This window comes from Pseudomonas medicaginis (assembly GCF_965119365.1).
Lineage (GTDB): Bacteria > Pseudomonadota > Gammaproteobacteria > Pseudomonadales > Pseudomonadaceae > Aquipseudomonas.
The window spans coordinates 614075-636051 of record NZ_OZ221631.1 but is presented as its reverse complement, the minus strand read 5'-3'; the positions used below and the strand labels follow the sequence as shown (position 1 = coordinate 636051).

Here is a 21977-nt window from a genome sequence, read left to right as displayed (position 1 = left end):
TAGTGCAAAAATAGTCAGAATTCAGGGGTTTACAGAACGCACCCAATCGCTATAATCGTCGCCCACACGCCGGTATAGCTCAGTTGGTAGAGCAACTGACTTGTAATCAGTAGGTCCCGGGTTCGACTCCTGGTGCCGGCACCACATTAGGCTCCATTGCATTCTACTGAATGCTCTGGAAGCCCCGAAAACCCGCCCTTTGGCGGGTTTTTTCGTTCCAGGACCCTCCGTCGGGATCCAACAAAATCCCCCTTCCCCGAGGGTATGTTAGGGGTACTGCGATTTCCCAGTCAGGAGCGCGTACCCCTATGCCACGTCTAGCGATCCCCCTCAGCGACCTGCAATGCCGCACCGCCAAAACCCGCGAACGCGCCTACAAACTGTTCGACGGCGGAGGCATGTACCTTTTCGTCAAACCCAATGGCGTGAAGACCTGGCGCTTGAAGTACACCAAGCCCAGCGGCAAGGAAGGTACGCTCATCATCGGCAATTACCCCATCGTTACCCTTTCCGTCGCACGACGTAAGCGAGACGAAGCCAAGGCGTTGCTGCTCGACAACCTCGACCCAATGGAAGAAAAGAAGAAGGCCAAGATCGTAGCCCAGCGGGCGGCACTGCTTTTCGAAACCGTTGCCCTGGAGTGGCACGCTGATATGTCCCGCCGCTGGACCGAAGGCCACGCAAAAACCGTGATGAGCCGACTGCGCACCCACGTCTTCCCGATGATCGGCCAACGACCCATCGCCGAACTCGATACCCACGACCTGCTAGAGATCACCCAGCGCATCAAGGAACGCGGCACCATGGATGTGGCGCTCAGGGTGCAGAACTACTTATCCACCATCATGCGCGGGGCCAAAAGAGCCCGGCAGATCACCATGAATCCTGCACTGGATCTGGCAGGCTCGATTCACGCGCCGCGCACAATCCATCGCCCGGCCCTCTCCCTCAACCGCCTACCCGAACTGCTACACCGTATCGACAACTACAACGGCCGCGAGCTGACGCGCCTTGCCGTCCTGCTCACGCTGCATGTATTCGTCCGCTCCAGTGAATTGCGCTTCGCGCGATGGAGTGAGTTCGACCTCCAACGCGCCATGTGGGAAATCCCCGATACGCGCGCACCGATTGAAGGGGTACGCAACTCCACACGCGGGACCAAGATGAACGGCGACATTCAAATGGTTCCGCTATCGCCGCAGGTCATCGAAATACTGGAGCGCCTACGCAGCCTCAGTCGCTTTTCAGAGTTGGTGCTACCGGGCGACCACAAGTACTGGAAGCCCATGTCCGAGAACACGGTGAACACCATGCTCCGCAACGTCGGCTATGACACCAGCAAGGACGTGTGCGGCCACGGCTTCAGGACCATGGCCTGTAGCGCCCTGCTGGAGTCCGGGTTATGGACCGACGCAGCCATCGAAAGACAAATGAGCCACAAGGAACGCAACCGCGTGCGCGCCGCTTATATCCACAAGGCCGAATTCCTCGAACAGCGCAGGCTCATCATGGCGTGGTGGAGCAACTACATCGACGCCAACCGCCATGGGCATGTGACGCCCCACGAATTTGCTCACCCGGTCGGCGACAACATTACCGCCCTACAAAATAGCCGTGGCGCATCCAAACGTGGGTAAGCCAATGAGATCACCGCAGTCCGCCCTTCTACGCGGGTCCATCCAAGCGGGGCTGCAAAGCCGCCCTGCTTGGATGGACCTCACTTAAAAAATCTAAAGCCCACGCAACTGTCTGTGGAAAACCACTGATTTCCACCGGTGGATAATTTCATCCACAGCCGCAGAATTCCCGAAAATTCGAGCCTTGACCCAAATTATCCACAGGCGTAGAAAAGATCGGGCAAAGCGCTGTCGTTGACAGCAACCCAGGCAGCCAGAACCTTTAAGGCTGCGCCACACCGTGGTGGTTCCCCCAAAGTGCGATTAGCGTCCGGCGGCTCGCACGGTCACTCACCGAGTGATGGATGCCTACTTCAGATCGTTGCCATTGCGGCAAATACATCCCCCTACCCAGCTGCCCTGCAGCAACCTTTCCGCTTGGCCATTTCACTGCGCCAACTTGCGCCCGTCTCTTTCTCCCGGAAAGAGACGGGCACTCCTACCGCTGCTGCAGCCCAACTCGTACAAGGCTTTGCGGCATTCCCACTCGTGACAATCGGCGTGACAAACACCGAAGTCACCAGCAACAGCGATGCAGATGATGGTGCCGCAGCCCACGGAATGGACTGCACCTGACTGACAGTCAGGCATGCCCCGGTCATCGCATAGCTGCCTTCACCCAACTCAGGATCTCGCGGCGTTGGTTTCGTCAGCCAGTGCAGCCTCCACCCGCCCACTTCTTCGGAAGTGTTCAGGAGGCCAGATCATGAGATGCCCAAGCTCCCGGTCGTAAGGAGCCGCCAGTCCCGCGTTAGTGGACAACCCTCACAGGTCGCAGGGGCCTTGATCCCTGATAACACTCAACATTCTTGGCGGGATGACGTGGGGACGGTTTTGAAGGTTTAGCTTCAAGAGGAGTTTGATCATGGCATTGGTGGGTAAACGGGATGGGCGTAATTTTGGATATGGGCGACAACTGAGTTATGCCGGGCCGCAAGCGCTACGTGATCTGTTTGGCGGAGGGCATTACGGCACGGTCAAGGCACACAGTGATCGCTGGCTGGCATTTGTACGCTGGTGTCGGTCGGAGGATGGGCCGGGGTTTAACGATGCGCGGCAGATTGATCGGCAGACCTTGCTGGACTACGCCGGGCATCTGCGCCAACAAGTTGAACAAGCTGAGCTCGCCATCGCCACTGCGCAGAACCGATTGTCCAGTGTGAATCGGACCATGGCCGCGCTTCGCGGTGATCAGTATGTGAAAGTGCCGAGTCCGAGCAAGGCGTTGGGAATGCGACGCACCAGTGTTCGTCACTCGGTACCGCAAGGCCAAGACCGCGAACACGTGAAGCGGATCGTAGAGGTGCTTTGCGAACACCAGCAGCCGCGCGCCGCAGCCATCGGGCAGTTAACGCGGGCCGCCGGTATGCGCTTACGCGAGGCGATTTTGGCCGACCTTCCGCGTCTAAAACGTGAAGCCGAACAATTTGGCAAAATCAACATCCAGGATGGCACCAAAGGGGGCCGCTCAGGTGCCTCGGCACCTCGCTGGATCAGGGTGGATGATCATATTCGCGAAGCACTGAGATTCGCCGAACAGGTCTCACCCGACGGCAGCCACAACCTGCTTGCGCCGAACGAAAGCTACCTCGATTTCCAACGGGAAATCATCCGCCCCGCACGGGACCTCCTCCATAAGCACAACCTTAAAGGCTTTCATGAATTACGGGCGGCCTATGCGTGCGAACGCTATGAACAAATCGCCCGTTACCCCGCGCCCGTCAACGGTGGCCGTATCTACCGACTAGACCGACACCTTGATCGAGTGGCCCGAGCACAAATCAGCCATGAGCTGGGACACGGTCGTATCGACGTGGTATCGGCTTACATAGGGGGTCGAGCATGAGCAAGCCATTCGATATGGAGCTGTTCCTAGCGGGCATCCTTACCGGTTCGTTCGCCACTCGTAAGCGCCACATCCGCCAAGCTAAAGTCATTCAAACAGCTATCGCCGATCGTTGGAAAATACCTAATCCATGGAACTGGCGACAAAAACACTTGGTATGGTTCGTACGTCACAGGATGGGTACTCGCTCTGACGCGACCAAATATTACTACTGGTTAACCATCCAACTGCTCGTGGTCAAACTTGGTAAAAAATGGTTTGTCCGGAACGGAGCCTACCCATAGATAGCGATTGCACTTTGTATCCATCAGCAGCGATTTACACGGTTCGCTCTTCGCGATAGCCTCACGTTATGGCTTAAGGCCATGAAAGGACGCCGAAGGAGTCGGAATGGAAAGCCGTATTCAAGAACCGCTATGTACCCACAATACACAGACGTCAGCATGTCGGTCGCTCCCATGCGTAGCCCCAGTTCCTCGATCCCTCCCATATTTTCTTTCGGCCTCCCTCCCAGCTCGAAGAACGCGAAAGTTGAGCTCCCTAGCACACCCCTTTCTAGTCGATCCTCCCAGACCATTTCTTGAGTCGTTTTTGAAAAGCTCCCCACGGCTTCTCTCTATGGAAAGCCCTCTTGGCAATCAGATCTACAATATAAACTTAAAAAACTCGAGTTTCTTACTCTTCCTCCTCGATTCATTTATTCGACCTCAGCCAGTCTACGCCTCCCACTATTTTGGAAAAGTCTGATGAGCAATGTACCTTCGTATGGTCGCGACGTAGACGATTTGGATTGGGGCTGCACACATACAGAACTTTTATATAAAACAGCAGCGAGCACCGTAAAAATCTGTCATGTAAAAGTTAGTGACGTGAAAAAGATAGCACTTGAGCTCTCCAATTCAGTTATTGATACATCGTGGATTATGAACTTAGATACAGGAACTCGTAGATCCTATCAAAAAACTGCCGCAGAAACTGCTCAGCTTCTCGTAGAAATTTTTGAGAGCACCGCAAGCTCTAGTGTCGTCGCCGGAGAGTTCGGCGAACTCATGGTATCCATCGGCTCAGCAAGGGCGTTAGAGCTAATTTTTAATCATACTAGAATTCCCATAGCGGAATTATGGAAACCGCAAGCAAAGCAAAATGAAGGTTTCGACTTCCATACTACATGCAAATCCAGCTTGATAAATTTTGGAGAAGCAAAGTACTCCTCCTCTGCAAGCCCCCACGGAAATGCATTATCCCAAGCTTCAGATTTCCTAGAAGCCGAAAAACATTATCGTGATCGAGTGCACCTAGTAAATTTAGTATCCACAGATGCAATTGACAATCTTGACAACGAAAGATTTGGAGTCATTGCTGCCTTTTCGATAAACGCAGCAAATCCGGCAACCATATTTTATAACGCTCTAAAGACCGCTAGCGAAATGGTATCACTTGGTAAGATATCTAATATTTATCTCGTAGGGGTTAGCAATTGATTATTGAAGAAATTAAAAATAGCTTGGACCCATACTCTGAACTTCTCGAGATATTAGACACACTACATAAGACAGGGCCTATCGACGCTGGAATATTGGAGAAACTAAGCTACTATAAAGAATTCCATAGCAAAGTTTTTGCAAACATAGAAGAGCAAATAATTTCTGCACTCGGCCTATTTTACAAAGTAAAATCACCGAATAATTTATACTCATTCCTGCTATCAGCTTTTGGTGACCAACACAAAAAGGAATTTGGAGAGTTTTTGACTCCGGTCCAAGCTAGCGTTAGGCGAGCAATCGAAAGCAAGCAATTTGTGTCCATCTCCGCGCCTACAAGCGCCGGCAAGTCCTATTCAATACGAGACTTCATTGCCGACCAAGTAGGAGATGCAGTTGTTATCGTCCCTTCTCGCGCCTTAATCGCTGAATATGTAAACACCATGAAAAGGAAATTTAATGGTGATAAGGGAGTAATGATTTCAGCCTTTGTTGATAATATTTTTACAAGCCGAAATTTAAGACGAATTTTCGTGCTTACACCCGAAAGAGCACGAGATCTATTCCTAAGTAATCTTAAGTTAAACATACGTGTATTTTTCTTCGATGAGGCTCAGGTTTCAGAGGAGAAAATACGTGGAGTTATGTTTGATGTACTTGTTAGAAGAATCCAAAAAATATTTCCACTTGCAAAACTAATATTTGCTCATCCTTTCGTCGATAACCCAGACGCACAATTTAAGAAACATAACATATCTTCAGTAAACAGCTACGCCCGCTCATACACTCATGGTGCAGTTGGAAAGCTATGCATTCATCGCCACGCAAATGGTAGAACTTACTATTTTTCCCCATACATTAAGAGTGGCCATACTCTTAAAAATTGTAGTGAATTTCCAGATAGCTTCGAGGCCTTTGCCTTTAACGGCAATCATTCAATTTTAATTTATGTCTCCAAGGCATCCATCTACAACGGAACATTCATCGAAAACTTTCAAAGTCATATAGATGCATTTACCGAAATTACTCATCCAGAGGCAATTGAAATAATCGATACCGTGGAGCACCTTCTCGGCGCAGACCAGAGTGACCATAAGTCTAGAATGGTTTCACTTTTAAAGAAAGGTATCGTTATCCATCATGGATCAGTCCCATTAGAAGTTCGTTTTTTGCTCGAAGACTTCATAAGAGGAAAATTCGCAAAAATCTGCTTCGCTACAAGTACCCTGGCGCAGGGCGTCAATATGCCGTTCGATATTGTCTGGTTAGATAATATGCGATTTCTTGGTGACGGAGACGATGATAAGTCTTTGGCTTTTAAAAACCTCATCGGTAGATCTGGCCGCTTATCCACAGAGCAGCGATTCGACTACGGATACGTGTACACAGCCAACCCGAAACTATTTATCGAAAGAATCAACAATAATTTCAAACTAAACGAAAAATCCGTTATTGACTTACCACTTGACAATGAAAACTCCGACTCCAAAGAACTCATTGAGTCAATCAAAGGTGAGACATTTGATGATGATCTACATCTCCCCACATCGAAAGCGGAAAGGTTGATAAAAGCAGAAGTTCTAGCTCATGCAAAGAGAATACTTGATATCATATACCGCTCTGGCGGAACTATAAAAGATAACATTGGAGGACAGTCGAATCTAGGCGCTAGGACCGAGTTAGTTCAATGCTTTAAATTTATATTCGAAGTCGCCCTTGATCGCAATTTGTACGATGGAGAGAGCGCAGTATTTGAAACCGCAATAAATTTATTTATACAGTCCATTCAAGGTAAATCATTTAGAGAAATCGTGGGTGGCCGTTACAGTTATCTTTCGCGTAGGGATGAAGGGAAAAATGGTACTGCTAGGTTTTCACAACCAGCAAACAAGCTGCCCGATAGTACATTAAAGCGGAAGTTCTCCCTTTTCCCTAACATACCGGCAAAAGAAGTAAGTTATGATGCAATTGTATTTGATACCTACGACTACATGGATCAAGTAGTGTCATTCTCACTTTCAGACACTTTTACTGGCACCTTTAAAATATATTTAAGGCAAGCTCATGATCCACGAGCCGAAAAAATCATTGAGCTGCTTCGATTCGGAACCAACAATGTCGTACATACATTATTGATGCGTTATGGGTTCCCTCCGGAAGATGTTGCAGAAATAACCCCATATATCCAATCCATAAACGAAGCAAACATTATATTCAATAAAAATATAGATGATGCACCTTCTTACATCAGGCAGCTTTCCGATTGGTATCGCGGTTGATTAGTAAAATTCTAAAATCTTGAAACCTGGCAGTATGCACGCCAGGTTTAGCAGACTATAAACCCATTGACGCTGACAACAAAAAAGCAGCCCACACTTTCACTTCTTGTCCGCAATCGAATTGATGGGACGGATCTGAAGTTTCTTCGTATATAACGGGACTTTAAAGTACTGGTCAACTTTTTCAGCCGTTTCTATTAGCGCATCAATTTTCTCCTCAAGCCCGTCGTCCTTATAGGTAGTAGATCGATCATTTGCCGAGAACGGCAAGTCAGGATTCGATCTGAAACTTGGAAGAGAGGCATGCTCAATTTCTCGCAGATACTGAATAAAAGCGCCCTCTGCCATTACCAAACCATAACGACGCCACGCATATTTTTTACCCCAGCAATATCCATCTGTGACGAGCCCGCTACCTATCAGCTAACTCATCAATCTTAGCCGCGCTTAACTCATGAACTGCTTGGCTTAGCTTTTCCGCCACTAATTGTTCAAAGCCTTGGATATTATTGATACCGGAATGGGAAATGTCGACAATTAGTTCGGGGGAGTCGATAGGCTCGTGAGTGAAAGATAAGAGCGGATTGTCCCCCACTATCTGAATAGCGTTACCGACATTAAACAGGGCCAACCGAGCGGTTTTCCCTATATTTTTCTTGCTGGCCAGCACCCGCCGGATCTCTAACAATCTATTTTCATGGCTATACTGCTCGAAATACTCCAACCAATTTACAGAGAGATAGGACTCCTCATCACGAAGCATAAAAGCACCAGGGCCCGGGCATCCTGTCTCCGGATCTAGGTGAGAGCCGCCACATAGGCGCACTACATTATCGGTGTTAGGTAGAGTGTCTCCGTTCATTCTACAATCCACTCATGAATGCCCAGTGCGTTCGCGGTTTCCCTAAAAGAATCAACCATCGTTTGACCAGAAAAGTGATCGATTCGCTCTTCGTGTGTTGAGTTCCGTTTAAAGAGAATCCACTTAACCTCACTGCCTGCCAGAAACTGGATCCCTAGTCTTTGACTCTCATCATGTTTCCACTGCACATAGAGTTCTCCAGCGGGGGTTGCCGTAATAGTAGGAAACTTAGAGTTCGGATGGAAATTCAAAAAATCAATAAATGTAGCAAGAGACGAAGAAGACAACGCCTTCCCGTCATAATCCTCTTTATACAGCTCAAGTAAGTTGGCGGTACGATCAGCAATTCTATCGGCATGCCTGATAGACTTCTGCTCTCTCAGAGCATGTACATAGAACTCTATACCAGTAGTATCTGTTCTCCGGCGATCCAGTTCATCGAAGGCGGCGACTGACTGAGCATCGCAGAACAAGTCCTGAGAGGAGAAAACATCCGACGTAGGGGACATCGGGACAGCCCCCCTACAGATTGCCTTGGCAACGCGGATCGCATCACCATGATGACTATGTGACGTCCTTTCTGTTCGCGTACCCAGCGATGTGAAGTCATTGGCATCGCAGACAGCAAACGCCGTTAGTGCATCTTTCATATCTCGCGCCCCCACAGATCATGTGCTTCCTTACTCGTAAGATCAGTAAAGCCCCTTACAATCCACTCCCTAGCTAGGTCGAACCACTCTTTCATGGCAGCTTCCGAACGGTCTTTCACTGGGCCTCGCGCTGCGAGCTCAAAAATTTGAACCTTTGTTTCTTCGCCTTGAACTCTTCCGTTACCGAACTTTACCACTAAAGTTCCAGAATCATCGGGCATGTTAAATGTTGCTGCCCACGCTGGGTTCACAGGTTCAGGTAAGAACCGATCCGGATCTCGCTCCCAATGGAGATCTCTGAACATTTCCGCCAACGAATTAGGGGCGCCATCAAGGAGCACATGGTTTGTATATGTCAGTTCCCAAACCGTCGGATTAAATGCTCCCAAGCTGTTTTCGGCGACAAAATGCCCGAGGGTTTTGAAGTGTCGCTCAAAGCAGTTAAAAACCTCTGCGTATCGCGGATACGCCAATTCCCTTTCTCTTTTACGCCAGTTGTAATAGAACCTGTCCGGTTGAAATTGAATCAATCGGCTGTCAGTATTGTTGATGAACCATGTTCGAAGCGAAGGTAGATTGGTTTCTGGGTCTTCGGGTGGAAAGCCCTCAGCATTTGCGATGGGAAGGGCATGCTCGACCTTAGGAAAATCCTTTTTTAGTCGGTTCCACAGATCCCCAAAATGAGTCACCTTAAAATCCTTCAGCTGTTCAAACTGACACCCACAAACCACTTCATTTATTGGAGGCTTTTTAAAGCTAGGAAGTGGCTGATTCACTGACGTAGTCATTTGCGCCCCACGCGAGACAGCAGCGAAAATTGATGTGTGTTGCGATGTACATTAGCACGTTGATTGGAAAGCATGATCAATCGTTAAGGTCACTCTGTGCTACGTCGTTGCTGACGTTAGGTGGATCTCCCTCATGGGTTCAGCCCGGAGCTGGCTCATCAGTACCGCTTTTGACCCGCGGCTGCCTGCCTCACGTCCGGTGGCCTCAGATCGCAACCGGGCCTCGAAGTCTCAAATCCATGGAGGACTCGGCGGGATGAGCTGCCACGTGGATAGCACAGAGGCTGCTCCAGATAGGGTTCAAAAGGGGGGGATGACCAAATTTCCACTGCATTCCAGACTCCCATAGAATTGATATGATCCATACGCTATCTCCCTATGTAGTGGCACTAAGACACCACTCAGCCCTCCGGATGACTTATTCCAGCTCTGCCTATTTGCAAGAGATCGTCTATAGCCCAAGCTGGTGGTATAGCTCTGGCTCAGCACCCGAATTCGATTCCACTGAAAGCCATAACTAGCTGATTTATTTATAGTTACTAGTTGGGGTACGCCGAATTTTCCAGCGAACTCCAGATGCCCGAAAAAACTAGTCTCGCCGAAACATACCGTTCGTCTGGTGCCGGCACCATACAAAACGAAGCCTCTGCAGAAATGCAGGGGCTTTGTTGTTTCTGGCGTTTGGAACTCCCTAGGGGCTTCCGCATTGCTGCGACAAAACCAACAACGCCTTCTTAATCAGCAGAGCATACCTGCCCGCGCGCCTCGACCCGTTACAATTTCACATCAGCCCAACATTGATGGGCTCTTACACCTACCTATAATGCACCCCAACACACCCGCCAAGCCTAGGTTGACCCAGTCAGCAAGCTCAAATCGTGCGGGTTTTTTTTTGCCTGGAGAAAACTACATGAGGCCCTTCGACAAGCCGGCCCTCAGCGCAGAACAGCAACTGGAACTGCTAAAGCAACGGGGCCTGCAAGTCGCAAACGACGACCGCGCCATGCGTTTCCTGGAAGTGGTCACGCTGTTTCGCCTGAGCCCCTACATGCGCCCTTTTCAGGAAACAAACCCTGAACACACCTTCAAGCCTGGTAGCACTCTGAAAGCAGTCGTCGACATCTACCGCTTCGATGGCTCGTTGCGACGCATAACCATGGATGCTATCGAACGTGTCGAAGTCTCCATACGAGCGACTATCAGCAATCACATGTGCCCGAAGTACGGACCTGACTAGATAGCTGATGCGTCAATCTTCTCCTCGTCATACTCACATTCGGATTTATTGCGGCCCCTGCGAGATCAACTGAGCAAGGAACGCAACAAACTTGGACGTGAGATTGATCGTATAAAAAAGAGCAGCCGAGCAGATCAGATCCAGCAGCAGCGAATTGAAAATCGCACGCGCGATAACTATTTTCGATTCTACGGATCAACCTATTCCCATACCGAGTTGCCGCCCGCCTGAGCTGTTCTGGAAGAGCTCAGCCTTGGAACGGTGTCCACCCTTTTCAATGCCATAGGCAAAAGCGTCGACAAAAAAACGATCGCGAGCAGATTCAATCTCCCCTTCGAAGTACTGGCCTCCTGGCTCCACACTCTGACCTTCATTCGCAACTGCTGCGCCCACCACTCACGACTATGGAACAGAGAACTCTCGATTCGACCATCCTTACCTAAAGAATGGGTCATCCAAAATGCACCTGGCGATCGGCCTCAGCCCAAGCAGCGGCTATATATAGTGCTAACGATGCTGGCATATCTAACCGATTTGATCAGTCCAGACAGTCAGTGGAAATTTCACCTGGCCGAAATGATGGACGAAAGAGAGCCGGGTTATTTGAAACTTATGGGATTTCCAGATGACTGGAAACGGCAACCGCAATGGTGTTTGGGGTAAGGGAAGCCAGACGTCATGTTTTTTGCCATTGCGCCCGGAGAAGTATCAGGAGCGAAAGCTTGCCTAAAGCAAAATGTGGTGCGTAAACCACAGATTGCTAAATATGGACAATTTCACACAAAGCCGCAGAACTCCCAAAAAGTTCGACCCATAATCCGAATTATCCACAGGCGTAGAAAGGATCGGGCAAAGCGCTGTCGTTGACAGCAACCCAGGTAGCCAGAACCTTTAAGGCTACGCCACACCGTGGTAGTTCTCCCAAAGTGCGATTAGCGTCCGGTGGCTCGCACGGTCACAGCGATGTGATGGATGCCTACTTTTACCAGTGCCCACTGCGGCAACTTCCCCCTTTCATAGCTGCCCTGCAGCAACCTATCCGCTTGGCCATTCCCGTGCGCCAACCTGCGCCCGTCTCTTTCTCCCGGAAAGAGACGGGCGCTCCTACCACTGCTGCAGCCCAACTCGTACAAGGCTTTGCGGCATTCCCCCCGTGACAATCGGCGTGACAAACACCGAAGTCACCAGCAACAGCGATGCAGATGATCGTGCCGCAGCCCAAGGAATGGACTGCACCTGACTGACAGCCAGGCATGCCCCGGTAATCGCTTCACTGCCTTCACCCGACTCAGGATCTCGCGGCACTGGTCTCGTCAGCAAGTGCAACCTCCACCCGCCCACTTCTTCGGAAGTGCTCAGGAGGTCAGATCATGAGATGCCCAAGCTCTTGGTCGTAAGGAGCCGCGAGTCCCGCGTTAGTGGACAACCCTCACAGGTCGCAGGGGCCTTGATCCCTGATAACACTCAACATCCTGGCGGGATGACGTGGGGAAAGTTCCAAGGATTTGGCTTTCAGAGGAGTTTGATCATGGCGTTGGTAGACGGGATGGGCAGAATTTTGGCTATGGCCGGCAATTGAGTTATGCCCTAGCCGGACCGCAAGCACTACGGGATATGTTTGGCGGCGGGCATCAAGGGACCATCAAAGGAAACGCTACAAAAGTCTCGATTTTTGGGAGAGATTTCCAACAGCTTTCAAGGTTGCCGAGTGGAAAGGTATATGGATAGTTCCTAAGGTCACTGCCAATGCGTCTCGGTCGAAGTCAATCAAAGCGCGCATAGCACCATAATTTCCTTATCAATTGGTGACTTTTTTATCGTTTACTGCTTTGCGTTTTTGCGGCTGTCCGCGGGATACCTTTGGGTATGCCGGGTTTCTTGACTCCCTATCCGCACACAAAAACTGACAGTCCTGCCTCCATTAACTCCATTTGCTAATCCACGCGAAAAAGATCCAGAACAAACATCGAAAGAATTTCTCAACAAGCCCCGTACAAAATCCTCTGATACATGGTAAATTCCCAGTCATCCCTATTGACGCTTGCAGGATGCATTGTGAACTCCAGCCAAAGAGCAGAACAACTAACACAGCTGTACGAATTAGTGACAAATTATAGTCTTTCAAAACATTTAGAGAAGCAACTAAACATTGACCACAATTCATTCAAGTGGTTTGAGCAATTTAAGCTGTTAGACTCAAAAACCTGGAAAACAGCTCCCGAGAAAATACCGTACATTGCAGCCACAACACTAATAGACTCATACTCATGTCTCCCTAAACGCCCTGATATGGCGTTCACTTATCTATGGACCGCCGTAAATAGCTGCTACAACGATCTTTTCCTAAAAACAAACACCACCAGTGCGAAACTAACAGACACTGGCTCGATTTCAAACTCTATAAACATTATATCTACACATCTACAGACCGAAATACCGAACACCCAATCAGCAGCCTCTCAGACCATAGACGAAACTATCGTCGATTTTGCAAAACGTATTCCAGACAAAACTCTGCATTTCGTGGCAACTTACTTACTCAAAGGCATCGCCATAGAAAGCTATAACAAAACCTGCTCAAGTAACTCAGCGCAAAAAATCAGAGACATCCACATAAGTTCGACATACTCCAGCTTCAAGAAAAGATTTGGCGTAATTCACAACTATGTCGAGTGGATGTTTGGAAAAAAATACTCAGCGATTTGCTCTATATCTGAGGCTTCCGGAAAGACAGACGTAGACTTCGGAATATCCACAAAAGACAAAATCAAATCCAGAGATATAATACACGCTCTCGGAAAAGAACTTCAAAAGATCATCATTGAGCGCCCTAATCTTTCTCAATATAATGACAAGGGTATCAAGACCTCAGACGCCCAGTCGATTGGAACCGAAGCTCAGCGCCTCGAGCTCTTAGTCTTCGGTATTCTCTATGCATCCAGAAACAACAATGCGCACGGAAATGTAGCATCTCGCATAAACAGCATTTACGCCAACGCTGAAAGCATAAAGTCCGCGACATGGGTCTATCTTTTTTCTTACTTTTATCTCTCACTACTACTCTACTGCTTAAACTCTATCCTGATAGACGACTTAGAAATTCACACTTCAAATCTAACACTTCTGCGTCTAACCAGTAAAACCCTGCCCCATAAACCTTGATTTACTCTACAAAAAACTGGACGAATTTATTGTTTGCCGATACGATCTGGCGGATAAATAAAGCTGTCCATTTTCACTGTCGAATTTAAATTAGCAACCCTAGATGACAATCAAACCTTAACTGTAATTTCGCTGACTGTCTCGATGCCCCACTAAAAAAGCAAAGGTAAAAAATGGACTTTAATAATATCCCCGACATTCTAAGAGAGCGATACAAAAATATTTCCGGCATAAATTATGGGCCAATTAAAATTACTCTCCTTGAAGAGTTAAATAAGAAATGTATGCCACTAAGCCCTGCGCACGACAGTAAGTCATATGAAGTTTTTGCTAATGAGTTTAATTCAACTATGCTGACTGCTCATTTTTTTGAGAACTTAGTAATATTTGAGGATAGATGGCATGAGCGAGAGGGGTACCATGACTTTCATTTAAAGATACCAGAAGTCTATTTTCAGCATCCCAGCTTCAATAGCCCCCCATCAATTGATGAAGCTGACGCCAGCGAAATATCGAGAACATTGGTGGCCATAAAGGAAAAGCTCCACTACTCACAGGATCAATCATTTATTTTAAGTCAACTACACAAGCTCGAGTTTCTCTCAACATACTCCCATTTAGAGGCATACATCGAAAGCTTGCTAGTGGAGTTTCTGAATAAAACACCCGCAGAAGCCGCTGCAAAAGTACGCCGAGACCCCCTCCCATCACTGATGAAGGAAGTATTTGATTGTATTGATCCTAGGATCACATACTCCATAGCCACCTTAGAAAAAGACGCTTTAAAATTTATTGATTTTTGCCGAAAAATAAGAAACTTGCACACCCACAATCTCGGCGTAGTAACGGAATACTTTTTTAAAGAAGGCATAGAAAATGAATTTTTATGTCACGACACATACGCCGAAACATCGGAGCCCGTCCTATACTACGCTAGACCTAATTTCAGTTTTTTAGACTATATATTTGAAGTCGGTAGACACGTAAATCTAACTAGCATATCCCAGCCATTTCGACTTTTTGCGAGAGAGATAGTCCACATTTCAGAGGTATTTTGCAAAGAGAAGCACGCGGATTAGCTCAGATAGGTTCATCCTATGTGCTCGGCTCTCACGCGGAATGGATGGTAAAATTTTATTATCAAGGAATGTCGACTTTGCCGGCTCCGGTCATTCGCGACTGGCAGCAAACGACCTAGGCGATGTGAAAAAGTATGCACCGTTTTGTGGTCTGCGTTGCCACGTAAAATCTATCGACGTTTGGTGAGTCAGTAGACCAAAAAAGTTAGGTAGGAACGCGATTTTCGTTTCAATTCTGACTGTAAAACTTGTTCTAGAACGCTTTCATATTACCTGGCCCATAACTGCCAATTACCGCAAACAGTAATCGGCAAAAACTAAGCGTCATTGTGTGTCTATGGATCTCGAGCAATCACCTGGAAAGACATCATCAGATCAGCGCACCGCTATAATAGCCTCTTTAAGCGTCATAAGCTGGTCAGCCGCTTCTTCAGCCGCCTTGGCCGGACTCTAGACATCCGCTCTACGCAATACCATCCAGTCTTCGTCCTGCTTGCGCGTGCGAATGCCATTATCGAATCAACGTCACCTTAGTCATGTGAACCGTTAGCGAAAGAGGTGGCGGTAGACAGTTATCGCTAAGGCGAAAATCAGGTCTTGACAGGCAACCGTAGTGATATGCTAGTGTGCTTAATGAGGCTTACAGGCAGATTTTTTGCCACGGTTCGTGGTATTTGAAACATTCGTTCGGGAGATTGCTCCTTCGCGACTCACAGTTTGACGCTAAGATGAATAATCCTGGCGGACGCATATGAGTGCCTGTAAGCCTCTTTATTTACTCAAGGATGGGTTATGTCGGACCTACACAAACTTCAAAAAGCTTCGACCCTACATGACCTTGCTGTAATCCTGAACTATGAACCAAAATTCCTAGCCTACTTAGTATATAAAAAAACCAACAAGTACTCACAATTTACTATTCCAAAAAGCAGCGGAGCACCTAGAAACATCTCCGCGCCGTGCGACGAATTAAAAGCGCTGCAGCGAAAGGTAAAAATACTTCTAGACAGATGCCTAGAAACAATAACGCTCCAAATACCTAACTTAGCAACACTTTCGCACGGATTCAGAAAAGATCACTCAATCATTACGAATGCTGACAAGCACAGAAAAAAGCTTTACGTGTTCAATATCGATATAAAAGATTTCTTCGGATCCATCCATGTTGGGCGGTTACGCGGGTTCTTCATTACAAATAAAAATTTTTCCCTGCAGCCAAAAATCGCCACTATCTTAGCTCAGATCATGTGTCATGAAGATGCTCTACCGCAAGGAAGCCCTACGTCTCCGGTAGCATCGAACCTTATCGGTCACTTGTTAGACATCAGAATGGTCTCGCTAGCGTCAAAAAACGGCTGCATATATTCAAGATACGCCGATGACATTACATTCTCGACAAATAAAATTAAGTTCCCACAAGCGGTCGCCTACAAAATTGATGAAAGTCACGATTGGATCCCTGGCTCTGACTTGTTGAAAATAGTTAGCAAGAGCGGCTTCGGATTAAACCATGATAAAACACGCATGCAATACAGCCGAGCTCAACAAACCGTAACAGGTCTCATAGTAAACAATGTAACACATACCCCCGCAAATTTTCGCCGCACCGTTAGAGCTATGGCGCACAAGCTATTTCTGGATGGTGACTACTACATCCAGGAAAAACCAAAGCACTTAAAAAACGAGAAGATCTCAATTCCTCGAGGGCAATTGAAAAAACTTGAGGGGATGTTTAGCTACATCTACATGGTAGACAATTTCAACAGATCCAAGATCGTAAGCAATAGCAGTAAAAGACAAGAGGAATTCCCACTAAAATCCATAGAACGAATACATGGAGACTTCCTATTTTACAAAAATTTCTATGGTTCATCTGCTCCAACCATTATGTGCGAAGGCAAAACAGATAACGTATACTTAACTTGCGCCATAAAGTCACTTCACACCAAGTATCCCGAGCTTGCGTCGCCAAACAAAGACGGTAAAACAAAGCTCAACCTACGCTTCATTAACTACTCCAACTTAACACATAGAGTTTTAGGGCTAAATGGCGGCAGCGCCGACATAGGTCTTTTCATTAGGAACTATGCAAGGCAATGTGGCAAATATAAGGCACATCCACCATTGTATCCGACCATCATAATCGTTGATAACGACAGTGGGTCAAAGCCTATATTCAGCGCCATCAAAGATGTCACCGGAAACACATATGCGATCCCCAAAGGAAAAGGAACCGTTTTAGATACGAGCAAGTCATTATATAAGATAGCTCAAAATCTCTATGTTATCCTCACGCCTAGAACAGGCGGCAAAGACACCATGATGGAGAATTTTTTTCCGGCTGCAATTTTAACAACACAACATAAGGGAAAAACTTTTGAGGTCGTAAGAAGCGGCCCACCAAGTACTACCTATAGCAAACACGTATTTGCACAAAACATCGTAAAAGCCAATCAGAAAAATATCGACTTCTCTGGTTTCGAACCTATCCTAGACTCAATCAAGCTGGCCTTAAAGGATTACCCAGCCATCAAAGCACCCTAAGTAACAAAAGTATTCTTTAATACAATAAATTTCAACTTTAACCTTTCCCTCCTAGGCATGCGACCGCAAGCTATTACTCAAGCACGCGGCACCGTGCACGTCCATTCAAGCCCAAACCGCCACCATCAATAATTAGTTTCAAGCCCCTAATGGGGCTTGAATTACTTGACGAGCCTTAATACTGCAGTAGGCTGAGAGCACGGAGTATCCCCCGAAGGCTTTGGCACAATTTCTGATAAAAAATCTGACGTAACACCTAATTGTTCAGCTAAAGCACTATGATTTATACCGTGATATTCACGAAGAACCTTTAAAGCCGCAGGTATAGTTTCGGCTTGCTCCCTTTGACAAAAGGCGTCTTCTTTCTCCTCAATATTCTCACCTTGATTTTTCAGGTAGATTACCGCACCTCGATACTGATAATCATCTATAACACCCAAGGATTTAGCTCGGTAGAGAATCGCGGCTTTTGAAACTTGAAAATCCATCTTCATCTTGCTTATCCCAACCCAATCTAACCTACTACCTCGTCGGGGAAAAGCTTTTACAAAAGTTGTTCTTGGCAACAAAAAAGCAGACGCAAACCGGTTAGCTTCGGATTCGGTTTTCCTATCACCGGTTACTTGCCCTTCGTGTAAGACTAAATGACCTAATTCATGGGCAATATCGAAACGCAGTCTAAAGGGGCTCTGCTTTGCATCATTTCTGACTATTACTGGTCTTCGTGACACAATAGAAAGAGCATCTACTTCTGTTGAAGCATCTTGGAAAAATGCAATTACAGCACCTGCCCGCTCCACAACCCTAACCATGTGTGAAACAGGCCCAAGGCCAAGTCCCCAATAGGTGCGAAGGCGCTCCGCCGCCTGCTCAATCTGCTCGGCAGTTTCCGCACCCGACTCATCAGGAAAATCAACAGTAGGAAGCCGCACTTTAGTGTCGATGAACTCTACCAACTGATCAAACAATGTTCCACGAGCTAAAACTTTCTGCTTCACACTAGCTTTTGTAGTTGCCAACTTACGAAAGTGAGCTTGCTCCTCAGACAACGAAGCCCCGACAGGCTTGAAAAAAAATGTCGGGGCTACTTTTAATGATTTTGCTAAAGCATCTGTAATTTGATCCTCTAACTTCAGTTTACCCTTGCCAGTTTCCAATTGAGACACGTACTGTCTAGTACATCCAATTTCTTCAGCAATGTCATTAAGGGTTTTACCCCAGTAATGACGGGCAAGCCGAAGCTGACTACTCTTGAATATCCCGTCCTGCACCATTGACGGCTTCATAATCTTCGCCTTCCGCCGTATCTTCATCTATAGGAGAGAGCTTAATAGGTTCAAGCTCCGTAGCAGCCGGTATGTACGAATCGACCGCTGCTAGAGTCCTTACACCATCATCGTTGTAGCGCCACTCAGCCACCAAATTGCCATCTCGCTCGGAGTGGGCTTCGTAGCCGACAAAGTAGACCTGGTGGTCTTCATCGTCTGTAACAGCCTTTTCGATAATAAAACGCCACAAAAATTCCGAATGGGCATCATCTTCGAAGAGTTGAATCTGTTTGGCTTCAGCACTTGTGGGGTTCAGCACCCTCAATTTCTTAGGTTGTTCATGATCATCAAGGAAAAACCGCACAGATTCCTGTCCGATACCAAGAACCAAATCATTACCTGAGTGCTTAACCGTCAGCCAAGAATGCTCGGCGGATTTTGCCATCTGAAGAAGGGCATTTTTTATTCGCGCCCATGACAAGGTCCCTCGACTGTAGGAGCAGTCGAGATCAGTGCTCGCCGTGCGCAAGGCATCGTCAAGGACATCCAGTATTCGCCGGGAAATGACGCTCAAGCGGTCAGATGAAAGACTCACAGATATTTCAGATGGTTTCAGCATGCTCACCGCCTAAACGTTCTATTTCCAATTTTTGTAAAGCGATTTTTGTTCCAAAATTTATTTTTGTCAAGCTTCTTACCGCTTTTCGCCCATATGCCCTCCTTACGAGGTCGACGTACGTAGAAACCCGCTGACACGAATAGAGAAAACCTGAGCGAAGGGGAGACAGACGCAGCTTGTGTTGAGCGACGTCTTGCTAGAGAAATGACGTGCCAAAAAGGATAAATTTAGGGATAGAAGAATACGATTTTAATTTTATTATCTTATTTAACAGTGAGTTGTGGAGTTATTCGACTCCTGGTGCCGCACCATACAAAACGAAGCCCTCGCAGAATACGAAGGCTTTTTCTTTCTGGCGTATTGATATCCCTACCCCCTGCCTCCGTCGCAACTCGCCAAGACCTATGCACACTTTAATTTCGCAAGAAATCCAGGATCGCTTGACTGGTAGCTTCCGCTTTTTCCTCAAGCACCCAATGCCCAGTATTTTGCAAGATCAAGGAATGGGGCTGCGAGGTAATGTGCTGCACTTGCTCGGCCAACGTCTTGCCTCTTGAGTGATCTCCGCCAATGGTGAGGACCGGGAGGGTCAGTTTATTTTCAGCGAATGCCTGATTGTCATTTGCGTCATGCTCTATCCAGGCCGAATAAAGCTTGAAAGCCGCGCCCATGCGCCCTGGCCGGGAATAATCGTTCAACAAGGCCTCACGCACCTCTTGCGTTACCTTGGGATTTCCTGGGTAAACGAACTCATCGAAAAACATGTCCAGGTAAATTTTTTCTTTGCCCTTGATCATTTTTTCGGCAGTGCTTCCAAAGAAGCGAAAATGCCACTTGCTGGAGATACCGGTTGCGGGATTGCCATTAAAAGGAATCTCCCACCCTGGAATACCCGGGATAAAGCCGTCCATTAAGACGATGTGTTTGGTTTCATTGGGATAAAGTGCGCCGTAGGCATAGGCGACAATCAAACCCATGTCGTGACCCACAGCATCAACCCGATTCATCTGCAGTTTTTTAATCAGCTCATGCAGATCCAGCGCCATGTTCTTCTTATCATAACCACTGGCTGAAATATCCGTTTCTCCGGCGCCACGATAATCAGGAACGACAGGGGTGTAGCCAGCGCGCACCAAGCGTCCCATCACGGCCTCCCAGTTCCTCCAGCTTCCCGGAAAGCCATGGATCAGGAGCACCGGTCTTTCACCGTTACCGCTCACCAGATAGTGCATGCGAATGCCGTTCACATCCGCGTATTCACTTCTAAATACTTCACCGTCAATGACCATGCCAGACCCTTCCATTAATGGAATCGTTGCATGCGACTGGGCGGACAAGGCTGGAAAAGCCAAGATGTCGGAAAGAATAAATTGCCTCATCCTGAAGACCACCTTGAGCCAGATGACTTCTCCCACACTGTGCCCAGACTGGACAAACCTAGCTTGGATGTATCCCCGATAAATTCGCTACTGTCAGAACTGACAGTGGCGACGAGTGGGCATTGATGATGAAAAGAAGGTTTCAGACTACTGGACTCCCGCCAGTTAGAAGCTACACGCCAGGTAAAATCTGGATACGTAATTTCGGATTCGCCAGCATCGCGCCACGATTGCCGCTGCTCCAATCGCTCACTACTCTTCAGCAGTCGCTGCCAATTCAGCGACCGGGCCTGAGAACCCGAGTAAGATGCAGGCGCTACAGCGCCCGAACCACGTTTTGCGGCGTTTTTTTATGTCCGCATTCCGTGCTATGGCGGCTGTGCGTGGGAGACCTTCGGGTCTGCCGGGTTCCTGTATCTCCGGTTTCTCAGCCTGCGCACAGCTGCCACCCATTCGCCTGAGAACGAACGTGGCAGCTCTCATCTGATATGGGAGTTTATCGATGCATGCCATGGATCTGCTGCAGCCTCGCTTTATCGCTTTGCTAGTCACCCCCCGTCGCCATTTGGTAACCGGAGGTGCGCAATGACCCATCCAAAAGACCTCAAAACCCCAGGCCTAACCCCCTTCTGCTACCACGCCGACCGCCCGCTCTTCCGCGTCAACAGCGGTATACCCATCGGCGAAGCCCTGTCCCACGCTTCCGACCTGCTCCACGTTGCCAAGGTCCTGGCCGAGGATGCGGCGATGATTCGCGGCACGGATCGGTATGCCTGGGCGTCGTGTTATTTGCAGGATATGAGCAAGGCCGTCATCGATGACGTGGTGAAGGTGCTGGAGGCGCCAGGGAGCAATCCTGCTTAAGAGCCGCAGGCCCAATGCTGCTCACTGGGTCGGGCAGCATTGGGTTTTTCTGTATGACGGAAAATATTGAAGAAGGGCTGCTTCGCAGCCCAGCGGGAGCAAGCTCCCTCACCACGAGTTTGCGGCGTATTCATCTAATCAATTCCCCCGCCGATAGCCTCAGATAAGAGCAGGCCTTGTCCCCAAGGCTCCGCTTGCGCTCGACTACACTTCCCAGAATTCCCCCGCTCCAGGAGCAGTAAG

18 protein-coding genes and 1 tRNA gene are annotated in these 21977 nt (G+C 48.0%); 12 read left to right on the top strand and 7 right to left on the bottom strand.

The annotated features are described in order from the left end of the window. Positions 1 to 68 precede the first annotated feature (68 nt). The 6 genes from ACMTA2_RS02785 to ACMTA2_RS02760 all read left to right on the top strand — a co-directional run bounded on the left by ACMTA2_RS02785 (position 69) and on the right by ACMTA2_RS02760 (position 7282). Positions 69 to 144: transfer RNA gene (locus ACMTA2_RS02785), tRNA-Thr, on the top strand. Between the two features lie 164 nt (positions 145 to 308). Then, positions 309 to 1637, top strand: coding sequence for a tyrosine-type recombinase/integrase (locus tag ACMTA2_RS02780; RefSeq protein ID WP_413793627.1), 1329 nt, complete (start codon positions 309 to 311; stop codon positions 1635 to 1637). A 904-nt stretch (positions 1638 to 2541) separates the two neighbouring features. Beyond that, positions 2542 to 3522: an integrase domain-containing protein gene (locus ACMTA2_RS02775; protein WP_413793626.1), complete on the top strand. Its 981-nt coding sequence runs from the start codon at positions 2542 to 2544 to the stop codon at positions 3520 to 3522. Then, positions 3519 to 3806: a hypothetical protein gene (locus ACMTA2_RS02770; RefSeq protein WP_413793625.1), complete on the top strand. Its 288-nt coding sequence runs from the start codon at positions 3519 to 3521 to the stop codon at positions 3804 to 3806. The genes ACMTA2_RS02775 and ACMTA2_RS02770 overlap by 4 nt, the downstream gene beginning before the upstream one ends. Positions 3807 to 4268: 462 nt before the next feature. Further along, a complete protein-coding gene (locus ACMTA2_RS02765) occupies positions 4269 to 5003 on the top strand; it encodes a hypothetical protein (protein WP_413793624.1) in 735 nt (244 codons plus the stop codon). Continuing rightward, positions 5000 to 7282 (top strand): DEAD/DEAH box helicase, encoded by a 2283-nt coding sequence (locus tag ACMTA2_RS02760; RefSeq protein WP_413793623.1) that lies wholly within the window; start codon positions 5000 to 5002, stop codon positions 7280 to 7282. Before ACMTA2_RS02765 ends, ACMTA2_RS02760 begins: the two co-directional genes overlap by 4 nt. Before the next feature lie 99 nt (positions 7283 to 7381). Here the strand turns inward: ACMTA2_RS02760 and ACMTA2_RS02755 are convergent, their stop codons facing one another. The 4 genes from ACMTA2_RS02755 to ACMTA2_RS02740 all read right to left on the bottom strand — a co-directional run bounded on the left by ACMTA2_RS02755 (position 7382) and on the right by ACMTA2_RS02740 (position 9570). Continuing rightward, positions 7382 to 7630 (bottom strand): hypothetical protein, encoded by a 249-nt coding sequence (locus tag ACMTA2_RS02755; protein ID WP_413793622.1) that lies wholly within the window; start codon positions 7628 to 7630, stop codon positions 7382 to 7384. 64 nt (positions 7631 to 7694) lie between these two features. Continuing rightward, complete coding sequence (locus ACMTA2_RS02750) at positions 7695 to 8045, bottom strand: hypothetical protein (protein ID WP_413793621.1); 351 nt, start codon at positions 8043 to 8045, stop codon at positions 7695 to 7697. Between the two features lie 95 nt (positions 8046 to 8140). Further along, complete coding sequence (locus ACMTA2_RS02745; protein WP_413793620.1) at positions 8141 to 8794, bottom strand: hypothetical protein; 654 nt, start codon at positions 8792 to 8794, stop codon at positions 8141 to 8143. Next, positions 8791 to 9570, bottom strand: a complete 780-nt coding sequence (locus ACMTA2_RS02740; RefSeq protein WP_413793619.1) for a TIGR04255 family protein — start codon at positions 9568 to 9570, stop codon at positions 8791 to 8793. The genes ACMTA2_RS02745 and ACMTA2_RS02740 overlap by 4 nt, the downstream gene beginning before the upstream one ends. Before the next feature lie 922 nt (positions 9571 to 10492). Between ACMTA2_RS02740 and ACMTA2_RS02735 the strand changes: the two genes are divergently transcribed. The 5 genes from ACMTA2_RS02735 to ACMTA2_RS02715 all read left to right on the top strand — a co-directional run bounded on the left by ACMTA2_RS02735 (position 10493) and on the right by ACMTA2_RS02715 (position 17604). Beyond that, a complete protein-coding gene (locus tag ACMTA2_RS02735) occupies positions 10493 to 10819 on the top strand; it encodes an Abi family protein (protein ID WP_413793618.1) in 327 nt (108 codons plus the stop codon). Between the two features lie 237 nt (positions 10820 to 11056). Beyond that, on the top strand, positions 11057 to 11482 hold the full coding sequence (locus ACMTA2_RS02730; protein WP_413795581.1) for an Abi family protein: 426 nt from the start codon (positions 11057 to 11059) through the stop codon (positions 11480 to 11482). A gap of 1392 nt (positions 11483 to 12874) precedes the next feature. Then, positions 12875 to 13981 (top strand): hypothetical protein, encoded by a 1107-nt coding sequence (locus ACMTA2_RS02725; RefSeq protein WP_413793617.1) that lies wholly within the window; start codon positions 12875 to 12877, stop codon positions 13979 to 13981. A gap of 173 nt (positions 13982 to 14154) precedes the next feature. Beyond that, a complete protein-coding gene (locus tag ACMTA2_RS02720) occupies positions 14155 to 15060 on the top strand; it encodes a hypothetical protein (RefSeq protein ID WP_413793616.1) in 906 nt (301 codons plus the stop codon). A gap of 792 nt (positions 15061 to 15852) precedes the next feature. Continuing rightward, positions 15853 to 17604, top strand: coding sequence for a retron Ec67 family RNA-directed DNA polymerase/endonuclease (locus tag ACMTA2_RS02715; protein WP_413793615.1), 1752 nt, complete (start codon positions 15853 to 15855; stop codon positions 17602 to 17604). A gap of 161 nt (positions 17605 to 17765) precedes the next feature. Here the strand turns inward: ACMTA2_RS02715 and ACMTA2_RS02710 are convergent, their stop codons facing one another. The 3 genes from ACMTA2_RS02710 to ACMTA2_RS02700 form a co-directional block, all read right to left on the bottom strand. Then, on the bottom strand, positions 17766 to 18890 hold the full coding sequence (locus ACMTA2_RS02710; protein WP_248692089.1) for an XRE family transcriptional regulator: 1125 nt from the start codon (positions 18888 to 18890) through the stop codon (positions 17766 to 17768). Then, positions 18850 to 19491, bottom strand: a complete 642-nt coding sequence (locus ACMTA2_RS02705; RefSeq protein ID WP_413793614.1) for a hypothetical protein — start codon at positions 19489 to 19491, stop codon at positions 18850 to 18852. The genes ACMTA2_RS02710 and ACMTA2_RS02705 overlap by 41 nt, the downstream gene beginning before the upstream one ends. A 413-nt stretch (positions 19492 to 19904) precedes the next feature. Beyond that, positions 19905 to 20870 carry an alpha/beta fold hydrolase gene (locus ACMTA2_RS02700; protein WP_413793613.1) on the bottom strand — a complete coding sequence of 322 codons (966 nt, stop codon included), beginning with the start codon at positions 20868 to 20870 and terminating at the stop codon, positions 19905 to 19907. A 585-nt stretch (positions 20871 to 21455) separates the two neighbouring features. On the opposite strand from ACMTA2_RS02700, the gene ACMTA2_RS02695 reads away from it, so the two are divergent. Then, positions 21456 to 21734, top strand: coding sequence for a DUF3077 domain-containing protein (locus ACMTA2_RS02695; RefSeq protein ID WP_413793612.1), 279 nt, complete (start codon positions 21456 to 21458; stop codon positions 21732 to 21734). The last annotated feature ends 243 nt before the right edge of the window (positions 21735 to 21977 follow it).

Bases quoted from the DNA above. Each gene is read 5' to 3' on its own strand.
- ACMTA2_RS02735 (WP_413793618.1), top strand. From the start codon at position 10,493: ATGAGGCCCTTCGACAAGCCGGCCCTCAGCGCAGAACAGCAACTGGAA.
- ACMTA2_RS02700 (WP_413793613.1), bottom strand. From the start codon at position 20,870: ATGAGGCAATTTATTCTTTCCGACATCTTGGCTTTTCCAGCCTTGTCC.
- ACMTA2_RS02710 (WP_248692089.1), bottom strand. From the start codon at position 18,890: ATGAAGCCGTCAATGGTGCAGGACGGGATATTCAAGAGTAGTCAGCTT.
- ACMTA2_RS02705 (WP_413793614.1), bottom strand. From the start codon at position 19,491: ATGCTGAAACCATCTGAAATATCTGTGAGTCTTTCATCTGACCGCTTG.
- ACMTA2_RS02715 (WP_413793615.1), top strand. From the start codon at position 15,853: ATGTCGGACCTACACAAACTTCAAAAAGCTTCGACCCTACATGACCTT.
- ACMTA2_RS02770 (WP_413793625.1), top strand. From the start codon at position 3,519: ATGAGCAAGCCATTCGATATGGAGCTGTTCCTAGCGGGCATCCTTACC.
- ACMTA2_RS02750 (WP_413793621.1), bottom strand. From the start codon at position 8,045: ATGCTTCGTGATGAGGAGTCCTATCTCTCTGTAAATTGGTTGGAGTAT.
- ACMTA2_RS02720 (WP_413793616.1), top strand. From the start codon at position 14,155: ATGGACTTTAATAATATCCCCGACATTCTAAGAGAGCGATACAAAAAT.
- ACMTA2_RS02765 (WP_413793624.1), top strand. From the start codon at position 4,269: ATGAGCAATGTACCTTCGTATGGTCGCGACGTAGACGATTTGGATTGG.
- ACMTA2_RS02780 (WP_413793627.1), top strand. From the start codon at position 309: ATGCCACGTCTAGCGATCCCCCTCAGCGACCTGCAATGCCGCACCGCC.
- ACMTA2_RS02695 (WP_413793612.1), top strand. From the start codon at position 21,456: ATGACCCATCCAAAAGACCTCAAAACCCCAGGCCTAACCCCCTTCTGC.
- ACMTA2_RS02775 (WP_413793626.1), top strand. From the start codon at position 2,542: ATGGCATTGGTGGGTAAACGGGATGGGCGTAATTTTGGATATGGGCGA.
- ACMTA2_RS02755 (WP_413793622.1), bottom strand. From the start codon at position 7,630: ATGGCAGAGGGCGCTTTTATTCAGTATCTGCGAGAAATTGAGCATGCC.
- ACMTA2_RS02745 (WP_413793620.1), bottom strand. From the start codon at position 8,794: ATGAAAGATGCACTAACGGCGTTTGCTGTCTGCGATGCCAATGACTTC.